Below are 16,296 nucleotides of genomic sequence, written 5' to 3' on the forward strand. Positions count from 1 at the left end.
CTCAAACCGCATGACCGCCACGAGCAGAAAAGCCGCCGTCAGTTCGTCGGACAATGTCGCCTCGCAATTGCGGGAAGCGATTATGAAAGGCGATCTGTCGCCCAATGAGCGTCTGATCGAAGTCGATCTTGCGGAAATGTTCGGCACGAACCGTGCGAATGTCCGCACGGCGCTCGCCAAGATCGAGCAGGAGGGGCTTGTCGTCCGCGAGCTCAACCGCGGCGCCCGTGTCCGCTCGGTCTCGGGCGCGGAAGCGTTGGAAATCGCCGAAATCCGCAGCCTTGTCGAAGTGATGGTCGCAAAGCATGCGGCCGCAAAATGCACGCCGGACGACAAGGCGATCCTGCAGGATATCGGCGCGCGGATGAAGCAGGCCTTCGCCACCGAGGATTTCCTGAAAATGTCGGGGCTGAACGAGCAGCTTCACCAGGAAATCCAGAGGATCGCCGGCCATGGCACGGCCACCGGCATTCTCCAGGGGCTTAAATCCAAAGTCGTCCGCAAACAATATCGCGCCATCTTCGTGCCCGGCCGTGCGGAACGCTCGCTCGCGGAGCATTCCCGCGTCATCGCCGCGATCTCCGCCAACGATCCGGAAGCGGCCGGCGCGGCGATGACCGAGCATATGGAAAATGTCGCCCAGGCGCTGAAAACCTCGATCTCCTTCTCTCTCGGCTCCCGATAACGCATCCACAACAAGGTCAGCCATGGACTTTTCGCTCCTCCAGCAAGCCGGTCCCGCTCTCGTTCAGCTGCTGACCGGGCCGCATCTCATCTATCTCCTGGTCGGCGTCGGCATCGGGATGATCGTCGGCATTCTGCCGGGCATCGGCGGTCTCGCCGGCATGGCGCTGATCCTGCCTTTCATTTTCGGAATGGAGCCGGGACCGGCGCTCGCGGTCATGGTCGGGCTGTGTTCGGTGACGGCGACGTCCGACACGTTCAGTTCGGTTCTGATCGGCGTTCCGGGCGGCTCGGGCGCTGCCGCAACCGTGCTTGACGGCTTCCCGATGACGCGGCGCGGCGAGGCGGCACGCGCGCTGAGCGCGGCTTTCGCCGCCTCGCTCGTCGGCGGCCTGATCGGCGCGTTCGTTCTGACCTTCGCGTTCGTCGCAGCTCACCCCATCCTCCTGGCCATCGGCTTTGCCGAGCAGCTGATGCTGATCGTTCTGGCGATGACGCTGGTCGGCATGCTGACGGGTGCGAACGCGGTCAAGGGCCTCGCATCCTGCGCGCTTGGCCTTTTGATCGGCACGATCGGCTCGGCACAGGCGACCGGTGAGTACAGGTTCACCTTCGATACGCTGTATCTGTCCGAGGGTGTGCCGCTCGTCATCGTCGCTCTCGGCGCTTTCGCGCTTCCGGAGATCGTCGATATTCTGCGGCAGCATCATTCGATTGCGGAAAAGGAATTGTCGCGCTCCGGCTGGCTCACCGGCATCCGCGACGTGATCAAGAATATCGGCCTTGTCATCCGCTGCTCGGCGCTCGGCGCGCTGACCGGGATTCTGCCGGGCCTCGGCGGCGGCGTGGTCGGCTGGATTTCCTATGCGCACACTGTCCAGACGTCAAAGGACCGGAGCCAGTTCGGCAAGGGCGATGTGCGCGGCGTGATCGGGCCGGAATCGGCCAACAATGCGAAAGACGGCGCGGACCTTATTCCAACGCTGCTGTTCGGCATCCCGAGCTCGGGGACGATGGCGCTGTTCCTCGGCGGACTTATGGTCATCGGCGTAACGCCCGGGCGTTCGCTCTTCACCAATCACGCCGATCTGATCTATCTCATCATCTGGTCGCTGGCGATCGCCAACGTCTTGGCGACCGTGATCAGCATGGCTCTCGCCAGGCCGATCTCCTCGTTGACGCGCATCCGTTTTACGCTGATCGCGCCGTTCATCATCGTCACCGTCTTCATGTCGGCCTATCAGGCCAAGGAAGACTGGGGCGACATGGTCGCCGTTCTCCTTGTCGGCGTTGTCGGCATGTATATGCGGCGGTTCGGCTGGTCGCGCGCCGCGCTCTTGATCGGGCTTGTGCTGTCCCAGCGTCTCGAATCCTCGCTCTACAGAGCCGTGCAGATCTATGGCTGGGATATCTTCCTTCGTCCGATATCCCTGATCATCCTTGCCATTGCCGCGTTCTCGCTCTTTGTCGCCATCCGCGCCCAGTCGCGCACCTCGGGCGAGGACCGGGAGATCACCGACGCCTCGGCAAAAACGGTCGTCCCGCAGCTCGCCTTCGTGGCCGTCCTTCTGGCTTTTGTGGTCGCGATGGCGGTCGATGCGATGCGGCTGAAATTTCTGGCGAACGTCTTTCCGCTCAGCGTTGCTTCGATCGCAATCATATTGCTGTTGATCACGGCTGTGCGGATGTTCCGCCGCAGCGCGGCGCCCGGTCTTCTGTTCGACGCGGATGCGGAACTCATTGCCGAGAACAGCGGCACGAAGGCGACGTTCTATCTCGTGGGGCTTCTGGCGGCGCTGCCCGCCCTGTCCATCGTGATCGGTTTTTACTTCGCGGCGCCGCTCTATACGCTCGTCTTCCTGCGCACCATCGCCAAGACCTCATGGCTCAAAGGCGCCGTCATGGCGGCAGGTTTGGCGCTGTTCCTCACTCTGGTCGAGGTCATCCTCCAGACCGATTTCGCGCCCGGCCTGCTTCAAGAGCTTATTACGGGCAAGTGGTAATGCGGGCGGCACCTCGCCGTCCTGCGTAGGCCGGCTGGCCCTCCGGCCAGATGCGGCGGGCGGACGGAAATTTCAGAGTGGCTGCTGTCGAGCCGTGTTAACCGGACGCGACAGGGATGGTGGATGCAGAGCTTTTTCCGGTTTCTCTCTGCAGCCAACGAAACGGCACACGAGCGCCCCACCTGTCCGGCTCTTCTCCGCCCCATTCGGCCCAGCGGCGTCAATACGCTAAGACCAGCTAGACTTCGGGATAATCCAGCCGATCCCTGTGCAGAATAGGCGTGCGCGCCGTCTCGCCTCAATCTCCCTCCATCCGCAAACCCGGCATCCCGCCGGGAGTGTTTGACCAACCGGGAGATGAAGATGAGAAACACGCTCAAGGACAAATGGTTTGAGGTCACGAATTTCTTTCTCGGCGCGGCGCTCGCCTGGGGCGCCATCATGTTCAGCCAGCATGCGAACTCTGCCGCGAATGCGGTCATTGTCGGCACGGCGATCGCCTGCTTTTCGGTGATCGGGCTGTGGCGCTACACGGCCTGGGCGGAATGGTCGAACCTGATCCTCGGCGGCTGGGCCGTCGCGGCTCCCTTCACGCTCGGCTTCGGCGAGGTGCAGGCCGCTGTCCTCGTCCATCTCTTCATCGGGCTTTGCGTCGTCACCATCGCTACGATCCAGCTGCAGAAGCGCTGGTCGCGGCGCACAAGATCGCTTGCCTCCCAGTGACACCTGCCGAAGGGCGGCGTGTGGATGTTTCACCGGCCGCCCTTCGGATTTTCCGGCAGAGAGGGAGAGAGACGATGTTTTCCCGCAGACCGCCGCGCCGCATGGAAAAGGCCATTTCCTGGCCATCAGCCGCGCCGATACCGACCGATGACGAGGGGGCGGGCGTCGTCACGTCTTTTTACCGCAGCGATATCGTCGTCACATTCGCGCCGCCCTCTGTCGCGCCGCCGCGCGCGGGTATTGCACTCTCTCTGCTTGCCGTGACGCTCGGCATCGCAATGCTCGCTTTCATCGCGATCTATCCTTTGCTTTAGCGATCCGCGCCTTGCGTATAGTGCGCGCGATGCTTCCGGCGGATTGGGCGATCATTCTTCGCCGCGCATGATCTTCTCCTCGCAATCACCTTATGGAGAGAATTATGCGCGCGTTTTTTACTGCCTTTCTGTTTCTGCTATCGGCCGTCGGAGCCTCTGCGTTCGAGGCCAATGCGGCGGCAAAGCCCACCATCGTCCTTGTGCACGGCGCGTTTGCGGAATCGTCCAGCTGGAACTCCGTTATCGAACGTCTGAGCGGGCAGGGCTTTCATGTCGTGGCCGCGGGCAATCCGCTCCGCGGCGTCAAAACCGATGCCGCGGCGATCTCCGCGCTCGCGCGCTCGATCCCGGGCGATGTCATTCTGGTCGGCCATTCCTATGGCGGTCCGGTCATCACTGAAGCCGCCAATGATGCACCCAATGTGAAGAGCCTTGTCTATGTCGCGGGCTTTGCGCCGGACACCGGCGAATCCGCCAATGTGCTCGCGCAGAAATTTCCCGGCAGCACGCTCGGTAAGGCGCTGCAGCCGGTGGCGCTGCAAGGCGGCGGACAGGACCTCTATATCCGTCCCGATGTGTTCCATGAGCAGTTTGCGGCGGATCTTCCGGCGGCGGAAGCCGCTCTGATGGCGGCAACGCAGCGTCCGGTCACGCTTGCGGCACTGTCCGAAGCGGCCGGCGCACCGGCCTGGAAGCGCCTTCCGTCCTACATGATCTACGGCTCGGCCGACCGCAATATTCCGGCGGCCGTCATGAAATTCATGGCCGCGCGGGCCCACGCGAAGAAGACCGTCGTCATCGACGGCGCCTCGCATGCCGTCATGGCCTCGCATCCCGAAGAGGTCGCGGCCTTCATTGCCGGTGCCGCATCCGCCCGCTGACAGGACATCACGCTCGAAGCCCGCGCTTTACGGCGCGGGCTTTTTCATTTTCAGGACAGAACTAAACCTCCGGCCGACATGCGTAACTACGATGGATAGAGCAGCTATACTTCCCGCCGGTATCGGAGGAGGGCGCATTGCCGCAAGGTCTTCAGGTCAACGGCGGAGATCCCGCCTGACGATTTTCCGACATGCGCTTAAGCGCAGTTCAGATGGAGACTACACCATGACCCGTATTATGATGCTTGCGACTATCGCCGTTCTTTTCGCGACCGGCACGACTCAGGCCGGCGACGGCAAAGACCATATCGACCGCCGCGACGGCGTCTCGACGCTCGATCGGGCACAGGTTCTGTACGAGGGCCGCGCGTCTGCGGAAGATAAGCCGCAGAATGAGGAATTCACCTTCGATCCGCGCCGCGAAGACGATCGCTAAGCGCTTTCCTCCCGGGATGCGCCGCAGGGCGCTCCCGGGAAAAGCTTTCATGAATCTTGTTGAGGAGCGCGCCGTGACGAAGGAAAAAGGCACATTCGAGCCGATGACGCTCAAGGACTATAAGAGCTATGGCGGCGGAGGACGCGAGGAGGTGGGCGGCGGGCCCGCCGGGCGCGGCAATGATGAAGTACCGGTCGCCGATACCGCGCAGGATTGGGGCAGCGGCAATCAGTTTGTGCAGTCCGAACCCGAGGTCGAGCCTTTGCCGGGCCAGCCGAAAAACCTTTTCTCGCCACGGAGCGACTGAGCTGAAGATGTCGAGCACTCTTTAGCCGAGCCATGACGCGAGATGCTCGGCGAGCTTCACCAAACCCGTGATGACCATCAGTAGTGTCAAAAGAGTCGGGGCTTCGCGCTTTAAAAAGGCCCAAGCACCACGAAACGGGGAACGTTTCCGCACGACGCACCTCTCCATAAGAGAACCTGTGCGGGCGGGTTCGGGTGACCGGAATCTAAGCACTTATTCGCGGGGGCCTGTCAAACACGGCGCCGTGTGGGGCCCGCTTCATCCGACCTTACGTCAGATGTAAGTGCCTATTCCGAAAGGGTAGAACACCGTTTTTTTGCGTAACTTATCCACAATTCTCGATCCAGAACGAAGCAGTCGTCCAGACGCCAGCAAGTAGCGCGTCGCTGAGCGGCCATTTTCGCGGCGAGTGTTTCACCTCTTTTCGGTCGGTTGCCAGTCCTTGAGCTTCCTTGGGCTGTTTGGAGCCGTGCGGGCCTAGATAGCGAACACCGACCGGCGCGGGCTCATCCCGCGCCGGTTTTTTCTGTTCAGTGCGCAAAGACGTTGCGCAGATAGCCATTGGCAACGCCGACAGCCGCACGCACCGCCGGTGTTCCGGCAAGCGCGTTCAGCATCATGAAGTCATGGATCGTGCCGTTATAGCGCAGCGATGTGACGCTGACGCCGGCCTCGGTCAGCTTCCTGCCATAGGCTTCGCCTTCATCGCGCAGCACATCGTTCTCATCGACCAGCAGCAGGGTCCGCGGCAGACCGCGCAGCGCATCGAGCGGAGCGTTGAGCGGCGAGGCATGTACGTCCTCGCGTTTTGAGGCTTCCGGCAGATAACGCTCCCAGAAAAAAGCCATGGCCTTTTTCGTCAGCCAGGGGCCGTCGGCAAACTCGTCATAGGAATCCGTCGACATGGACGCATCCGTCACCGGATAGAACAAAAGCTGCGCCGCAATCGCCGGGCCGTTGCGTTCCTTCGCCATGATGGCGACGACCGCCGTCATATTGCCGCCGACGCTGTCGCCGGCAATTGCGAGCCGCGTCGGATCGATGCCGAACTCGGCGGCGTGCTTGGCCACATAGTCGGTGACGGCATAGCTCTGCTCGACCGCGATGGGAAAGCGGCTTTCAGGTGAGCGTTCGTAATCGACGAAGACGATGACGGCATTGGCGCCGACTGCGATCTCGCGGATCAGACGGTCATGCGTTTCCTTGTCGCCGAACACCCAGCCGCCGCCATGAATGTAAACGACGGCGGGCAGGGTGCCTTTGGCCTCTGCCGGGCGGATCACGCGAATATTCGTGCGTCCCGTCGGGCCGATTTTCAGCACACGGTCTTCGCTCACAACATCCGGCAGGCTGACGGCGACGGATTTCTGCGCGTTCAGGATCAGGTTGCGGGCACCCTCCGGCGTCAGCGTGGTGATCGGCGGCAGACCTTGAATGCTGGTCACGAAGTCCTGCGTCTCGGGCTCGAGCACCGGGCCGTTGGCAAGCGGTTCGGTCCGCATGGCAAGCGATGAATTTTTGGACATGGGGGAATTCCTCTCGAAATCGGTGAACAGAAGAAGTGACCGCCTTTTCCCGGCGCATCGCTCCGCCTCTACCTGTCACCTTGGCCGCGCCGCCCGTCATTTGGGCGCGGGCATAAAACACCGATACCGAAGCAGCGCAGCGCCGCCGCAGCGCGGCGTTGCCCCTGAGCAAGCGCCGCAGGCGACCTGTACTTTGGCATGGGTTCGAAGATGCTTCCGCCCAATAGGCCAAGCTGCCTCGCTCAAGCACTCTCAAACCTTCGCCACCGGCCGATGCGGCTGGCCAAATTTTGCGAATGGAGAGTGAATATGAAAATCGTTGTGATTGGCGGCACCGGCCTGATCGGATCCAAAACCGTCGAGCGTCTGCGCAAGAAAGGCCATGAGGTCCTGGCCGCCTCGCCGAACACCGGCGTCAACACGATCACGGGCGAGGGCCTGAAGGATGCGCTCTCTGGCGCCTCGGTCGTCATCGATCTTGCCAATTCGCCGTCCTTTGAAGAAAAGGCGGTTCTCGATTTTTTCGAAACCTCGGGTCGCAATCTTCTCGCCGCGGAAGCCGAAGCCGGCGTCAAACATCATATTGCGCTGTCGATCGTCGGCACCGAGCGTCTGCAGGGCAGCGGCTATTTCCGCGGTAAGGCGGCTCAGGAAAAGCTGATCCGCTCGTCGAAGATCCCGTATTCGATCGTCCACTCCACCCAGTTCTTCGATTTCACCGGCGCTATCGCCAATTCCGGCGCGAGCGGCGACACCATCCGTCTGCCGTCGGCCTACTATCAGCCGATCTATTCTGACGATGTCGCCGATGCGATGACCGATGTCGCGCTCGGTGCGCCGCTGAACGGCATTGTCGAGATTGCCGGCGCCGACAAGATTCGCATGTTCGAGGCCGTCGCCCGCTATCTGAAGCAGACCGGCGATCCGCGCGAGGTCATCGGCGACAAAGAGGCACTCTATTTCGGCATCACCATCGACGACGGCTCGCTGGTCGCCGGTCCTGGTGCCCGCATCGGCGCGACGCGCTTCGAAGACTGGCTCTCCCGGCAGGCGGCAAAGCAGGCTGCGTGAACCACAAGGCGGCGGGTGCCGGACACAGTCGGGCGCCTGCCTCTCTCTGTTCATCTGAGGAGACGAATATGATCGGGAAACTTATGTGTGCGGCGGCGCTGATCGCCATGACAGCGAGCGCTGCGTCGGCGCACGGCGAAAAGAAATCCAACGTCAGGGTTGTCTTCGACCAGGAGCTGCCCAACGTGCCGGGCAAAAGCATGCGCGGCATTCTCGTCGAATATGGACCGGGCGAATCCAACCCGTCGCACCGGCATCCGAACTCGGCCTTCATCTATGCGACGGTTCTGGACGGTGCGATCAAGAGCCAGGTCAATGGCGGGCCGGTCATCACCTACAGGACCGGCGAGAGCTGGTCCGAGCGCCCGGGCGATCATCACCAGGTGAGCGCCAATGCCTCGACGACCGCGCCGGCAAAGCTTCTGGCCGTCTTCGTCGTCGATACCGCTGAGAAGGAAATTCTCTATCCGGATCCGTCCGTCGCCGGGAATTAGCGCCATGCGCATCGTCGTTCTTGGCGGCACCGGGCTGATCGGCGCGCGCGTCGTCGATCTGTTGCGCGATGCCGGGCATGAGGTGGTCTCGGCCTCGCCAAGGTCTGGCGTCAACGCCATGACGGGCGACGGCCTTGCCGAGGCCGTGGCCGGAGCGGAAGTCCTGATCGATGCAATCGATGCGCCGTCGTCCGATGGGGCGGCGGTGCTCGATTTCTTTGTCGCGGTGGCGCGCAATCTGATCGCCGCGGAAGCTGCGGGCGGCGTGCGCCATCATGTGGCGCTGTCGGTCGTCGGTCTCGACCGGCTGCAGGACAGCGTCTATTTCCGTGCGAAAGCTGCGCAGGAGGCGTTGATCCGCGCGTCGAAGACGCCGTTTACGGTGGTGCGCTCGACACAGTTTTTCGAGCTCATCGAGCGGCTCCTGGACACGCAATCGAATGCGGATGTCGTTAGGTTACCGCCGGCGCAGATGCAGCCGCTCGCCTCAGACGAGCTGGCTGAAGTCATCGCCGATATCGCTCTGCGCGAGCCTCAGAACCGCGTCCTCGAAGTCGCGGGCCCCGAGCCGGTCTGGTTCGACGAGCTTGCGCGGCAAATCCTCAGCGCCCGTGAAGATCCGCGCGATGTCGTTGCCGATGCGCGATCGCGCTATTTCGGCGCCGAGCTCGGCTCGCAATCCTTGATGCCCGGCACAAGCCCGCGCCTTTGCCAGAGCAGCGTCCGCGACTGGCTGCGGCAGCTCATTCCCGCCGGCTGAGACGCCGGAGCGCCAGCTCACCCTGTCCGCCGGTATGGGTCCGTCTGCCTCTTGACCCAATCGACCGGCCGCCACCGTCAGTCATAGTGGTCCGTAACGTAATGACAGGAGGCGGGCATGCTGCGCATCGACACGCAGCCCCGGTTGGGGGCTTCGGAATTAACAGGTTTTCTGACGGCGGGCGTCGTTCACGATCTCGGCAATCTCATCCAGATCGCTTATTCCGCGCTGAACATCATGGCGAACGATCCGAGCATTCGCCGGGCGGGTCTTTCTCCGGTCGTCGACGGCGCCAGGACCTCGCTCGATCAGGCGGGGGCTCTCGTCCGCCAGACGATTGGCCGTGCGCGTGCCGAGGTCTCCGCTCAGGAAGAGATCAGCCTTCCGGAGTGTCTCACCGAGATCGAGACGCTGATTGCCGGGACGTGGACTGAACGCGCACGCCTGAATGTCGAAATCGGCGGCGATCTGCCGTTTATCCGCTGCGATCCGCTGGCCTTGAAGAACGCCGTTCTCAATCTTCTCTTCAATGCGCGCGATGCCATGCCCGATGGCGGCGTCATCCGGCTGAGCGCGGCGGAGGCGGGCGGAGACGGGATCGAAGTCCGTGTTTCTGACAGCGGTATCGGCATGAAGCCCGAAACGGTCGCCCGCGCCTTCGATCCCTTCTTCACGACAAAGAGCAACGGCATGGGCGGCGTCGGCCTGCCCATGGTCAAGCGCTTTGCCGAGGAGGCCGGCGGGCGCGTTGTGATCGAAAGCAGTTTCGGCATCGGCACCACCGTCATTCTGCAGATGCCCGCGATCCGTTCCGGAAATCCCCAACCCAACAGGTAAGGACCATGACCATGAAACTCTATTACACGCCCGGAGCCTGCAGCCTTGCCGGCCGCATCGCGCTCCACGAAGCCAATATTCCCGCCACCTTCGACAAGGTCGATCTCAAGACCAAGAAGACGGAGGAGGGTGCGGATTTTACCGCCGTGAACCCCAAAGGCTATGTGCCGGCGCTTGTTCTCGACGGCGGCGAGATGGTGACGGAAAACATCGCCGTCCTGTCCTATATCGCCGATCAGTCGCCTTCGCTCGGCGTCTCCGGCCCGCTCGGCCGCACCAAGCTCATCGAGATGCTCGCTTTCATCTCGACCGAGATCCACAAAGCGGCAAAACCCTTCTTCAAGCATGCGCCCGATGCCGACAAGGCGCAGGCGCGCGAGGCCATCGCAAACCGTCTCGACTTCATCGCGAAGAATATGCGCGGCCCGTTCCTGTTCGGTGAGGCCTTCAGCGTCGCCGATGCCTATCTCTTCGTGAATCTGCGCTGGGCCAGGATGTTCGGCGTTCAGCTTCCGGCGAAGATTTCGGACTATTTCGCTCGCCTGATGGAACGCGGGGCGGTGCGCACGGCGCTCGCCGAAGAAGGCCTCAGCTGAAAGAGTGCGCCGGCGTCAGCGATAGCCGACGCCGGCGATATAATCGCGCAGGAACTCGTCTTCGATCTCGGCCTGGTTCCACAATCCTTGCAGCGCGTCCCGCATCGAGACGATGCCGACCGGCCGGTCGGCCGTGTCGAGGATGGGGATGCGTCTGAAATTGCGCGTTTTCATGACCTGCCACACATCGTGGAGCGGATCGTGCAAACGGCAGCTTGCGACCTCGCGCGTCATGATCGTATCGACCGGCACCTGAAATCCCGAGCCCGATCTATGCCGGTGAACCTGGGCGACGATATCGGTCTTGGTGATGACGCCGACCATAACGCCCGTTTTGCAGACCACGAGAATATCGGTCTCCGGCGTCAGCATCAGTTCGGCCGCTTCCGTCAGGAAGGCATGGGACGAAATCTTGGCGAGACGTTTCTGCGCTCGCGGCAGGATCTGTTCGACAAACAAATCGGTCGCTCCTCATTGACCGAATGAGGATAGGCGACAGTGGCGCATGCCCGACACTATGCCGAGGGCGAGATCGATCTCGCCCGCCGGACAGATCTAGATCAGGCCGACGCCTGAGGCGGCTCGCGCAGTTCGGCGGGGAGAAGCTCCCAGGTCCTTATCAACTGGCCGACGGAGGTCGCCTCCATCTTCCGCATCACATTGCTGCGGTGCAGTTTCACCGTGACTTCGCTGATGCCGAGATCGAAGGCGATCTGCTTGTTCAGCCGCCCGCGTGCGACTTCGGCAAAGATCTGCCGTTCGCGATGCGTCAGCGTCGCGAGTCGGTCGACATGCTTTTTAATGATGATCGATTGCGCCCGCCGTTCGGCATCGAGTGCGATGCCCGAAATCACTGCATCGAGCAGCGTCTGATCGCGCGCAGGCTTCGTTAGGAAATCGACGGCGCCTGCCTTCATCGCCTGGACGGTCATTGGAATATCGCCATGGCCGGTCAGAAAGATGATGGGTTTGGGATTGTCGCTTTCCGTCAGATGCCGTTGGAGATCGAGCCCGCTTGTTCCGGGCATTCTGACATCGAGGATGAGGCAGCCGGGCCGGTCGAGAACGCCGGCGTCGAGAAGCTCGCGGGTCGATGCGAAGGCGACGGGATTGAGGCCGGCGGAGAGAAGAAGCTCCGACAGACCTTCGCGTACCGCCTCATCGTCGTCGACGATGATGACGAGCGGTTCGCGCTCGTCGTTCTTCCATCGAAGAGAGTTTTGCTGCGGTTTTCGAGAGAGCAGCTCGTTATGCGTCATGGCCATCCCCCTGTTTGCGATTTTGTAAGGCGTCGTTCAGAGCCGAAAGCAAAGCGCTTCCGTCGAACGGCTTGCGGAAAAGATCGCGAATTCCCTGAGTTCTCTGCTGATCGGCAATTTCATGGCGCCCGGTGATGAGAAAGACCGGCATTTTCGGGCGGCTTCTGCCGACGCGGTCGCGCAGCTCGAGCCCGTCGATGTCGGGCATGCCGATATCGGTGATAAGGAGATCGACATCCGACCAGTCGCTGGCAAGAAACGCCTTGGCCGAGGAAAACGGGCGCACCGAATAGCCCGCGGAATCGAGAAGATCGTCCAGCGATTCAAGCAATCTCGTATCGTCATCGACAACTGCCACCACGAATTTGTCCTTGCTCACTCGTTTGGTTCTCCCGATCGGCGAGAGTGAGAACCGGTTATTCCCAATCTGCCGGCGATACGCACAAGGTCGGCAAGAGAAGACGCGGCCATTTTCTGCATTACATTGCGTCGGTGAATCTGCAGGGTGACCTCGCTGATCCCAAGTTCGGCGGCGGCCTGTTTGTTCATCAGGCCGGAGACGACGAGCGGCAGCACGTCGCGCTCGCGCGGGGTGAGGCTGAGATAGCGCTTTTCGATCGCGCCGCGTTCGGCGCGTTCGGAGCGCGTTTTTTCGTCCTCGGTGAGAGCCGTGCGGATGATCGCCATCAGATCGTCTTCGCTGAACGGCTTGGTCAGGAAGTCGATGGCGCCTCGTTTGATCGCGCGCACGGAAGAGGGAATGTCGCCGTGCCCGGTGATGAAGACGATAGGCGGATGATCGCCCTCGGCGATCTGCTTTTGCAGCTCAAGGCCGTTAATGTCCGGCAGTTCCACATCGAGGATAAGGCAGGCGGGTCCCTCGGGCTTTGCAGCCCGCATATACTCGCCGGCCGAACCGAAGGTCACGGCCTGCATGCCGTGAGAGGCGATGAGATCGCTCAACGCTTCTCTTATGCCGACATCGTCATCGACGATAAGCACGGTTGCGGTCATGACGTCATTTCCCAGCCGCCCGGTAATCCCCCTCGGGCCGACGACGAATCCACTCGAATAAGCATGCCGCACTCTATCCCGGCATTGGCCGCCCGTACCTCATGGATATCCATATATTGCCCCGCCCGGACCGGCGTTTAGGCCCCCGCCGCCGGCTCCTCGGCCGTCAGGGGAAGGGTAAAAGCAACGGTTGCGCCGCGCGTGTCGTTATTGGTCATCCAGAGGCGGCCGCCATGGGATTCGACGATCGACCGGCAGATGGCCAGCCCCATGCCCATGCCGTTGGGCTTGGTGGTGAAGAAGGGCTCGAAGGCCCGCTCGGTGTCGTTGAAGCCGGTGCCGTGATCGCAGACCTCGACCCGGATGGCGTCCGACCCGTCGCGGGTTGAGCTTATGTGCAGCGAGCGCGCATCGGCGGCGGAGGCGTCCATCGCCTCGATGCCGTTGCGGATCAGATTGGCGAACACCTGCTGCACCTGGACGCGGTCGAGCGCAATCAGCGGCAGATCGGGGTCGAGGCGCGTCTCGATGCGGATCTCCTTGCCGCCGACCTCGTCTGCCATCAGGCGGCAGACTTCGCGGATGAGGCGGTTGATGTCCTCCGACGACCTGATATGCGTCGACTGGCGGAAGAGGGCGCGGATGCGGCTGATGACGTCTGCCGCCGAATTGGCATCGCGGACGATGCGCTCGGCGGTGATTTTGGCGCGCTCGATATTGGCGGGTTCGGCCCCGAGCCAGCGCTGGCAGGCATGCGAGTTCGCGACGATGGCGGCAAGCGGCTGGTTGATCTCATGGGCGATGGAGGCCGAGAGTTCGGACAGGCTCGCGGCCTGCGCGGCGCGGGCGAGATTTTCCTGGGCGAGGCGCAGATTTTCCTGCGCGCGCATCTCGGCGTCGATATCGAAGCACACGCCGTTCCATTGCACGATCTCGCCTGCGGCATTGCGCATCGCGGCGGTACGAGTCTCGACCCAGCGATAGGTGCCGTCGAAGCGGCGCAGCCGGTGCCGGAGCGCATAAGGTTCGCCGGTCGCCAGTGAATACATGTATTTCTCTTTGACAGCGGCAAGATCGTCCGGGTGGATGATGTCGTCGAGCGTGGAATCGAGCCGCGTCTTTCCGCTGTCGTCCTTATCTTCGAGATTGAAGCCGAGATATTCGGAAAGCTGCCGGCTGCGATAGATCGGCTTGCCGTCCGGCGCCGCGCAATAGATCAGCGCCGGCAGCGTTTCGACGAGCAGCGAGAGTTCGCGTTCGCGGGCGCGGAGCGATTCCTGGGCGGTCACGAGGTCGTGGATGTCGACGCTGACGCCATACCAGATGACGATATTGCCGTTCTCGTCACGCAGCGGCTCGGCGCGCGTTTCGGTCCAGCGGTAGGAGCCGTCGCGCCGGATATGCCGGTAATGGGCGAAATAGGGCGTGCCGGTTTCGAACGCATGGGTGCGCACCCGCGCCCGCATCTCCTCGTCGTCGGGGTGGATGACGCCGCGCGGAAACGCCGGCGATGCGCCGCCGGCGGTAAAATCCTCAAGCGTCGCGCCGGTGACGTCGGTATAGCGCTTGTTGATATAAATCGGCGTGCCGTTTGGGTTCGCCGTCCAGATGAGAGCGGGCACCGCATCGATCATCTGCTCGAGTTGCTTTTTGCTGGTGCGCAGTTCTTCCTGCGCTTTCATTTCCTCGTCGATATCGATCGAGATCGCATACCAGTGCGTGATCTCGCCATGCTGGTTGCGCACGGGCTCGCCGCGGCCGTCGACCCAGCTGTAGGAGCCGTCGGGCCGGCGGAAGCGATATTTCATCGCATAGCTTTCGCCGGTGTTGATCGAGTTCTGAACCGTCGCCATCAGACGGTCCGCGTCCTCGGGATGGACTAGCGTCTGAATGGCCGCCGCGCGCATGGACCGGTTCGCTGCATCGAGATCGTTGAGGTCGAGACCGCAGAAATCGACCAGCCTTTTATTGAAGAAGGTCGGCTCGCCCTCTGCCGACAGGCGCCGGATGTGAACCGGAACGAGGTTCACGATCTGAGACAGCTCGTGCTCGCGTTCGCGCAGCGCGCTTTCGGTGCGCTTGAGGTCGGTCAGATCGAGAATGTAGGCGACACCCTGCCGGGACTGACCCTCGAAACAGGCCGCGCCGATCAAGACCGGCACGCGGCTGCCGTCTTTCCTGAAATATTCCTTCTCGCGGGCCTGCATCTTGCCCGTCGCCGCAAGTTCCTCCGCTTCCTCGCGGGCATGCACGTCCTGCCATTCCGGCGGCGTCATATCGATCCATCGGATCCCGTTCTCAACGTCTTTGCGCTCGTACTGGACCATGCGGAGAAACGCGTCATTGGCGTCGATGATTGTGCCGTCGAGATCCCATTGCACGATCCCGATAATGTCTGAATCGACCAGCCGCCGGATTTTTGCTTCGCGCTCGCGCAGGGCAGAGATCGCCTGCTGATGCTGGCGCGAGAGCGCGGCGACGATGAGCGCGGAAAAGGCCGAGACCGCGAGAAAGATCTGCAGCATCACCTGCTTTTCGCGCTGCGAGGCCGCATCGCCGACAAAATGGCTGTAGCCCGAGACGGTCAGCACAAGCGTGATCAGCGCGAGCAGGATCAGCGCGACCGCAACGCCCTTGAATTCGAAACGCACCGCAGCCCAGAGCAGCGGCGGCATGATCAGATAGGCAAAGCCCTCATAACCGGTCAGCGACAGCGCGGCGACGCACAGAAAGATGACCGCCAGAACGCCGCCTTCCATCAGACGTGCGGGGGAGATTTTGTCCCTGCCGCGCCAGTGTTGAATAACGACCAAAGTGAGAGGAGCGATCAGCAGAATGCCCGTGGCGTCGCCGATCCAGAACATCGGCCATACGCCGGCAAAGGTCTGGTCTTTGATGCTGAAGGCCGCAAGCGTTGCGCTGCCGATCGTTGCACTGACGAGCGGCGCCGTTCCGGCGCCGAACACGAGGAAAGCGAGAACGTCGCGCAGGGTCTCGAGCCGCAGCGGCCGTCCGCAGAATCGTGTGATCAGCAGGGCGCCGGTCATGGCTCCCGCGGCGTTGCCGGCATAGATGAGGGCGCCCGCAGCCCAGGGGCTGCCGAACCAGATCGCCTGCGCCGTCATCTCCGCCAGAAATCCGGCAAGGATCCACCAGGGCCAGCTGCGGCGCTCGGTCAGGATCAGCGTTGCAAGGAAAACGCCGCCGGGCGGCCAGATCGAGACGGTGATCCCGGGGACGATGACGAACGCCTGGGCGAACCCGCAGCCCAGGAAATAGGCCGCATAGAAGAGCCCCAGATATTGCAGCGGGGGCCGGTGTGACCAGACGCCCATTCTCGAAATGCTCCTATCGGACGAACACGCCTGTTCCCCGCGCCAGGGCGAGGGAA

General features: G+C 62.3%; 18 protein-coding genes. 12 read left to right on the forward strand and 6 right to left on the reverse strand.

What is annotated here, in order from left to right; all coding sequences use genetic code 11:
• Positions 1-10 precede the first annotated feature (10 nt).
• From IZ6_RS06400 to IZ6_RS06430, 7 genes are all read left to right on the forward strand, one after another.
• On the forward strand, positions 11-685 hold the full coding sequence (locus tag IZ6_RS06400; protein WP_222877166.1) for a GntR family transcriptional regulator: 675 nt from the start codon (positions 11-13) through the stop codon (positions 683-685).
• 22 nt (positions 686-707) lie between these two features.
• Complete coding sequence (locus IZ6_RS06405) at positions 708-2,687, forward strand: tripartite tricarboxylate transporter permease (RefSeq protein ID WP_222877167.1); 1,980 nt, start codon at positions 708-710, stop codon at positions 2,685-2,687.
• A gap of 363 nt (positions 2,688-3,050) precedes the next feature.
• Positions 3,051-3,410, forward strand: coding sequence for an SPW repeat protein (locus IZ6_RS06410; RefSeq protein ID WP_222877168.1), 360 nt, complete (start codon positions 3,051-3,053; stop codon positions 3,408-3,410).
• Between the two features lie 74 nt (positions 3,411-3,484).
• Positions 3,485-3,724: a hypothetical protein gene (locus IZ6_RS06415; protein ID WP_222877169.1), complete on the forward strand. Its 240-nt coding sequence runs from the start codon at positions 3,485-3,487 to the stop codon at positions 3,722-3,724.
• A gap of 104 nt (positions 3,725-3,828) precedes the next feature.
• On the forward strand, positions 3,829-4,605 hold the full coding sequence (locus IZ6_RS06420) for an alpha/beta fold hydrolase (RefSeq protein WP_222877170.1): 777 nt from the start codon (positions 3,829-3,831) through the stop codon (positions 4,603-4,605).
• A 226-nt stretch (positions 4,606-4,831) separates the two neighbouring features.
• Positions 4,832-5,041: a hypothetical protein gene (locus tag IZ6_RS06425; RefSeq protein WP_222877171.1), complete on the forward strand. Its 210-nt coding sequence runs from the start codon at positions 4,832-4,834 to the stop codon at positions 5,039-5,041.
• Positions 5,042-5,090: 49 nt separating this feature from the next.
• The gene (locus IZ6_RS06430) at positions 5,091-5,348 is read left to right on the forward strand and encodes a hypothetical protein (protein ID WP_222877172.1); all 258 of its coding nucleotides are present in this window, start codon (positions 5,091-5,093) and stop codon (positions 5,346-5,348) included.
• A 530-nt stretch (positions 5,349-5,878) separates the two neighbouring features.
• Here IZ6_RS06430 and IZ6_RS06435 read toward each other — a convergent pair.
• Entirely contained in the window at positions 5,879-6,874 is a 996-nt protein-coding gene (locus IZ6_RS06435) for an alpha/beta hydrolase (RefSeq protein WP_222877173.1), read from the reverse strand.
• Positions 6,875-7,183: 309 nt separating this feature from the next.
• On the opposite strand from IZ6_RS06435, the gene IZ6_RS06440 reads away from it, so the two are divergent.
• The 5 genes from IZ6_RS06440 (at position 7,184) to IZ6_RS06460 (ending at position 10,632) form a co-directional block, all read left to right on the forward strand.
• Entirely contained in the window at positions 7,184-7,945 is a 762-nt protein-coding gene (locus IZ6_RS06440) for an SDR family oxidoreductase (RefSeq protein ID WP_222877174.1), read from the forward strand.
• 68 nt (positions 7,946-8,013) lie between these two features.
• Positions 8,014-8,439, forward strand: coding sequence for a cupin domain-containing protein (locus tag IZ6_RS06445; protein ID WP_222877175.1), 426 nt, complete (start codon positions 8,014-8,016; stop codon positions 8,437-8,439).
• A gap of 4 nt (positions 8,440-8,443) precedes the next feature.
• Positions 8,444-9,199, forward strand: a complete 756-nt coding sequence (locus IZ6_RS06450; protein ID WP_222877176.1) for an SDR family oxidoreductase — start codon at positions 8,444-8,446, stop codon at positions 9,197-9,199.
• A gap of 117 nt (positions 9,200-9,316) precedes the next feature.
• The gene (locus IZ6_RS06455; protein ID WP_222877177.1) at positions 9,317-10,036 is read left to right on the forward strand and encodes a sensor histidine kinase; all 720 of its coding nucleotides are present in this window, start codon (positions 9,317-9,319) and stop codon (positions 10,034-10,036) included.
• A 5-nt stretch (positions 10,037-10,041) separates the two neighbouring features.
• Complete coding sequence (locus IZ6_RS06460; protein ID WP_225874025.1) at positions 10,042-10,632, forward strand: glutathione binding-like protein; 591 nt, start codon at positions 10,042-10,044, stop codon at positions 10,630-10,632.
• Positions 10,633-10,647: 15 nt separating this feature from the next.
• On the opposite strand, the gene IZ6_RS06465 is transcribed toward IZ6_RS06460, so the two are convergent.
• The 5 genes from IZ6_RS06465 to IZ6_RS06485 all read right to left on the reverse strand — a co-directional run bounded on the left by IZ6_RS06465 (position 10,648) and on the right by IZ6_RS06485 (position 16,240).
• Positions 10,648-11,091 carry a CBS domain-containing protein gene (locus IZ6_RS06465; protein ID WP_222877178.1) on the reverse strand — a complete coding sequence of 148 codons (444 nt, stop codon included), beginning with the start codon at positions 11,089-11,091 and terminating at the stop codon, positions 10,648-10,650.
• Positions 11,092-11,192: 101 nt separating this feature from the next.
• Positions 11,193-11,891: a response regulator transcription factor gene (locus tag IZ6_RS06470; protein ID WP_222877179.1), complete on the reverse strand. Its 699-nt coding sequence runs from the start codon at positions 11,889-11,891 to the stop codon at positions 11,193-11,195.
• On the reverse strand, positions 11,881-12,270 hold the full coding sequence (locus IZ6_RS06475) for a response regulator (RefSeq protein ID WP_222877180.1): 390 nt from the start codon (positions 12,268-12,270) through the stop codon (positions 11,881-11,883). The genes IZ6_RS06470 and IZ6_RS06475 overlap by 11 nt, the downstream gene beginning before the upstream one ends.
• Positions 12,267-12,905 (reverse strand): response regulator transcription factor, encoded by a 639-nt coding sequence (locus tag IZ6_RS06480; RefSeq protein WP_222877181.1) that lies wholly within the window; start codon positions 12,903-12,905, stop codon positions 12,267-12,269. Before IZ6_RS06480 ends, IZ6_RS06475 begins: the two co-directional genes overlap by 4 nt.
• Positions 12,906-13,042: 137 nt before the next feature.
• Entirely contained in the window at positions 13,043-16,240 is a 3,198-nt protein-coding gene (locus IZ6_RS06485; protein WP_222877182.1) for a PAS domain S-box protein, read from the reverse strand.
• Positions 16,241-16,296: the final 56 nt, after the last annotated feature.

The organism is Terrihabitans soli (assembly GCF_014191545.1).
In the GTDB taxonomy this organism is placed as follows: domain Bacteria; phylum Pseudomonadota; class Alphaproteobacteria; order Rhizobiales; family Methylopilaceae; genus Flaviflagellibacter; species Flaviflagellibacter soli.

Coding starts and splice junctions, on each gene's coding strand:
- IZ6_RS06485 (WP_222877182.1), bottom strand. CDS start 16,240: ATGGGCGTCTGGTCACACCGGCCCCCGCTGCAATATCTGGGGCTCTTC.
- IZ6_RS06400 (WP_222877166.1), top strand. CDS start 11: ATGACCGCCACGAGCAGAAAAGCCGCCGTCAGTTCGTCGGACAATGTC.
- IZ6_RS06425 (WP_222877171.1), top strand. CDS start 4,832: ATGACCCGTATTATGATGCTTGCGACTATCGCCGTTCTTTTCGCGACC.
- IZ6_RS06460 (WP_225874025.1), top strand. CDS start 10,042: ATGACCATGAAACTCTATTACACGCCCGGAGCCTGCAGCCTTGCCGGC.
- IZ6_RS06455 (WP_222877177.1), top strand. CDS start 9,317: ATGCTGCGCATCGACACGCAGCCCCGGTTGGGGGCTTCGGAATTAACA.
- IZ6_RS06480 (WP_222877181.1), bottom strand. CDS start 12,905: ATGACCGCAACCGTGCTTATCGTCGATGACGATGTCGGCATAAGAGAA.
- IZ6_RS06420 (WP_222877170.1), top strand. CDS start 3,829: ATGCGCGCGTTTTTTACTGCCTTTCTGTTTCTGCTATCGGCCGTCGGA.
- IZ6_RS06430 (WP_222877172.1), top strand. CDS start 5,091: ATGAATCTTGTTGAGGAGCGCGCCGTGACGAAGGAAAAAGGCACATTC.
- IZ6_RS06470 (WP_222877179.1), bottom strand. CDS start 11,891: ATGACGCATAACGAGCTGCTCTCTCGAAAACCGCAGCAAAACTCTCTT.
- IZ6_RS06450 (WP_222877176.1), top strand. CDS start 8,444: ATGCGCATCGTCGTTCTTGGCGGCACCGGGCTGATCGGCGCGCGCGTC.
- IZ6_RS06405 (WP_222877167.1), top strand. CDS start 708: ATGGACTTTTCGCTCCTCCAGCAAGCCGGTCCCGCTCTCGTTCAGCTG.
- IZ6_RS06445 (WP_222877175.1), top strand. CDS start 8,014: ATGATCGGGAAACTTATGTGTGCGGCGGCGCTGATCGCCATGACAGCG.
- IZ6_RS06415 (WP_222877169.1), top strand. CDS start 3,485: ATGTTTTCCCGCAGACCGCCGCGCCGCATGGAAAAGGCCATTTCCTGG.
- IZ6_RS06440 (WP_222877174.1), top strand. CDS start 7,184: ATGAAAATCGTTGTGATTGGCGGCACCGGCCTGATCGGATCCAAAACC.
- IZ6_RS06435 (WP_222877173.1), bottom strand. CDS start 6,874: ATGTCCAAAAATTCATCGCTTGCCATGCGGACCGAACCGCTTGCCAAC.
- IZ6_RS06410 (WP_222877168.1), top strand. CDS start 3,051: ATGAGAAACACGCTCAAGGACAAATGGTTTGAGGTCACGAATTTCTTT.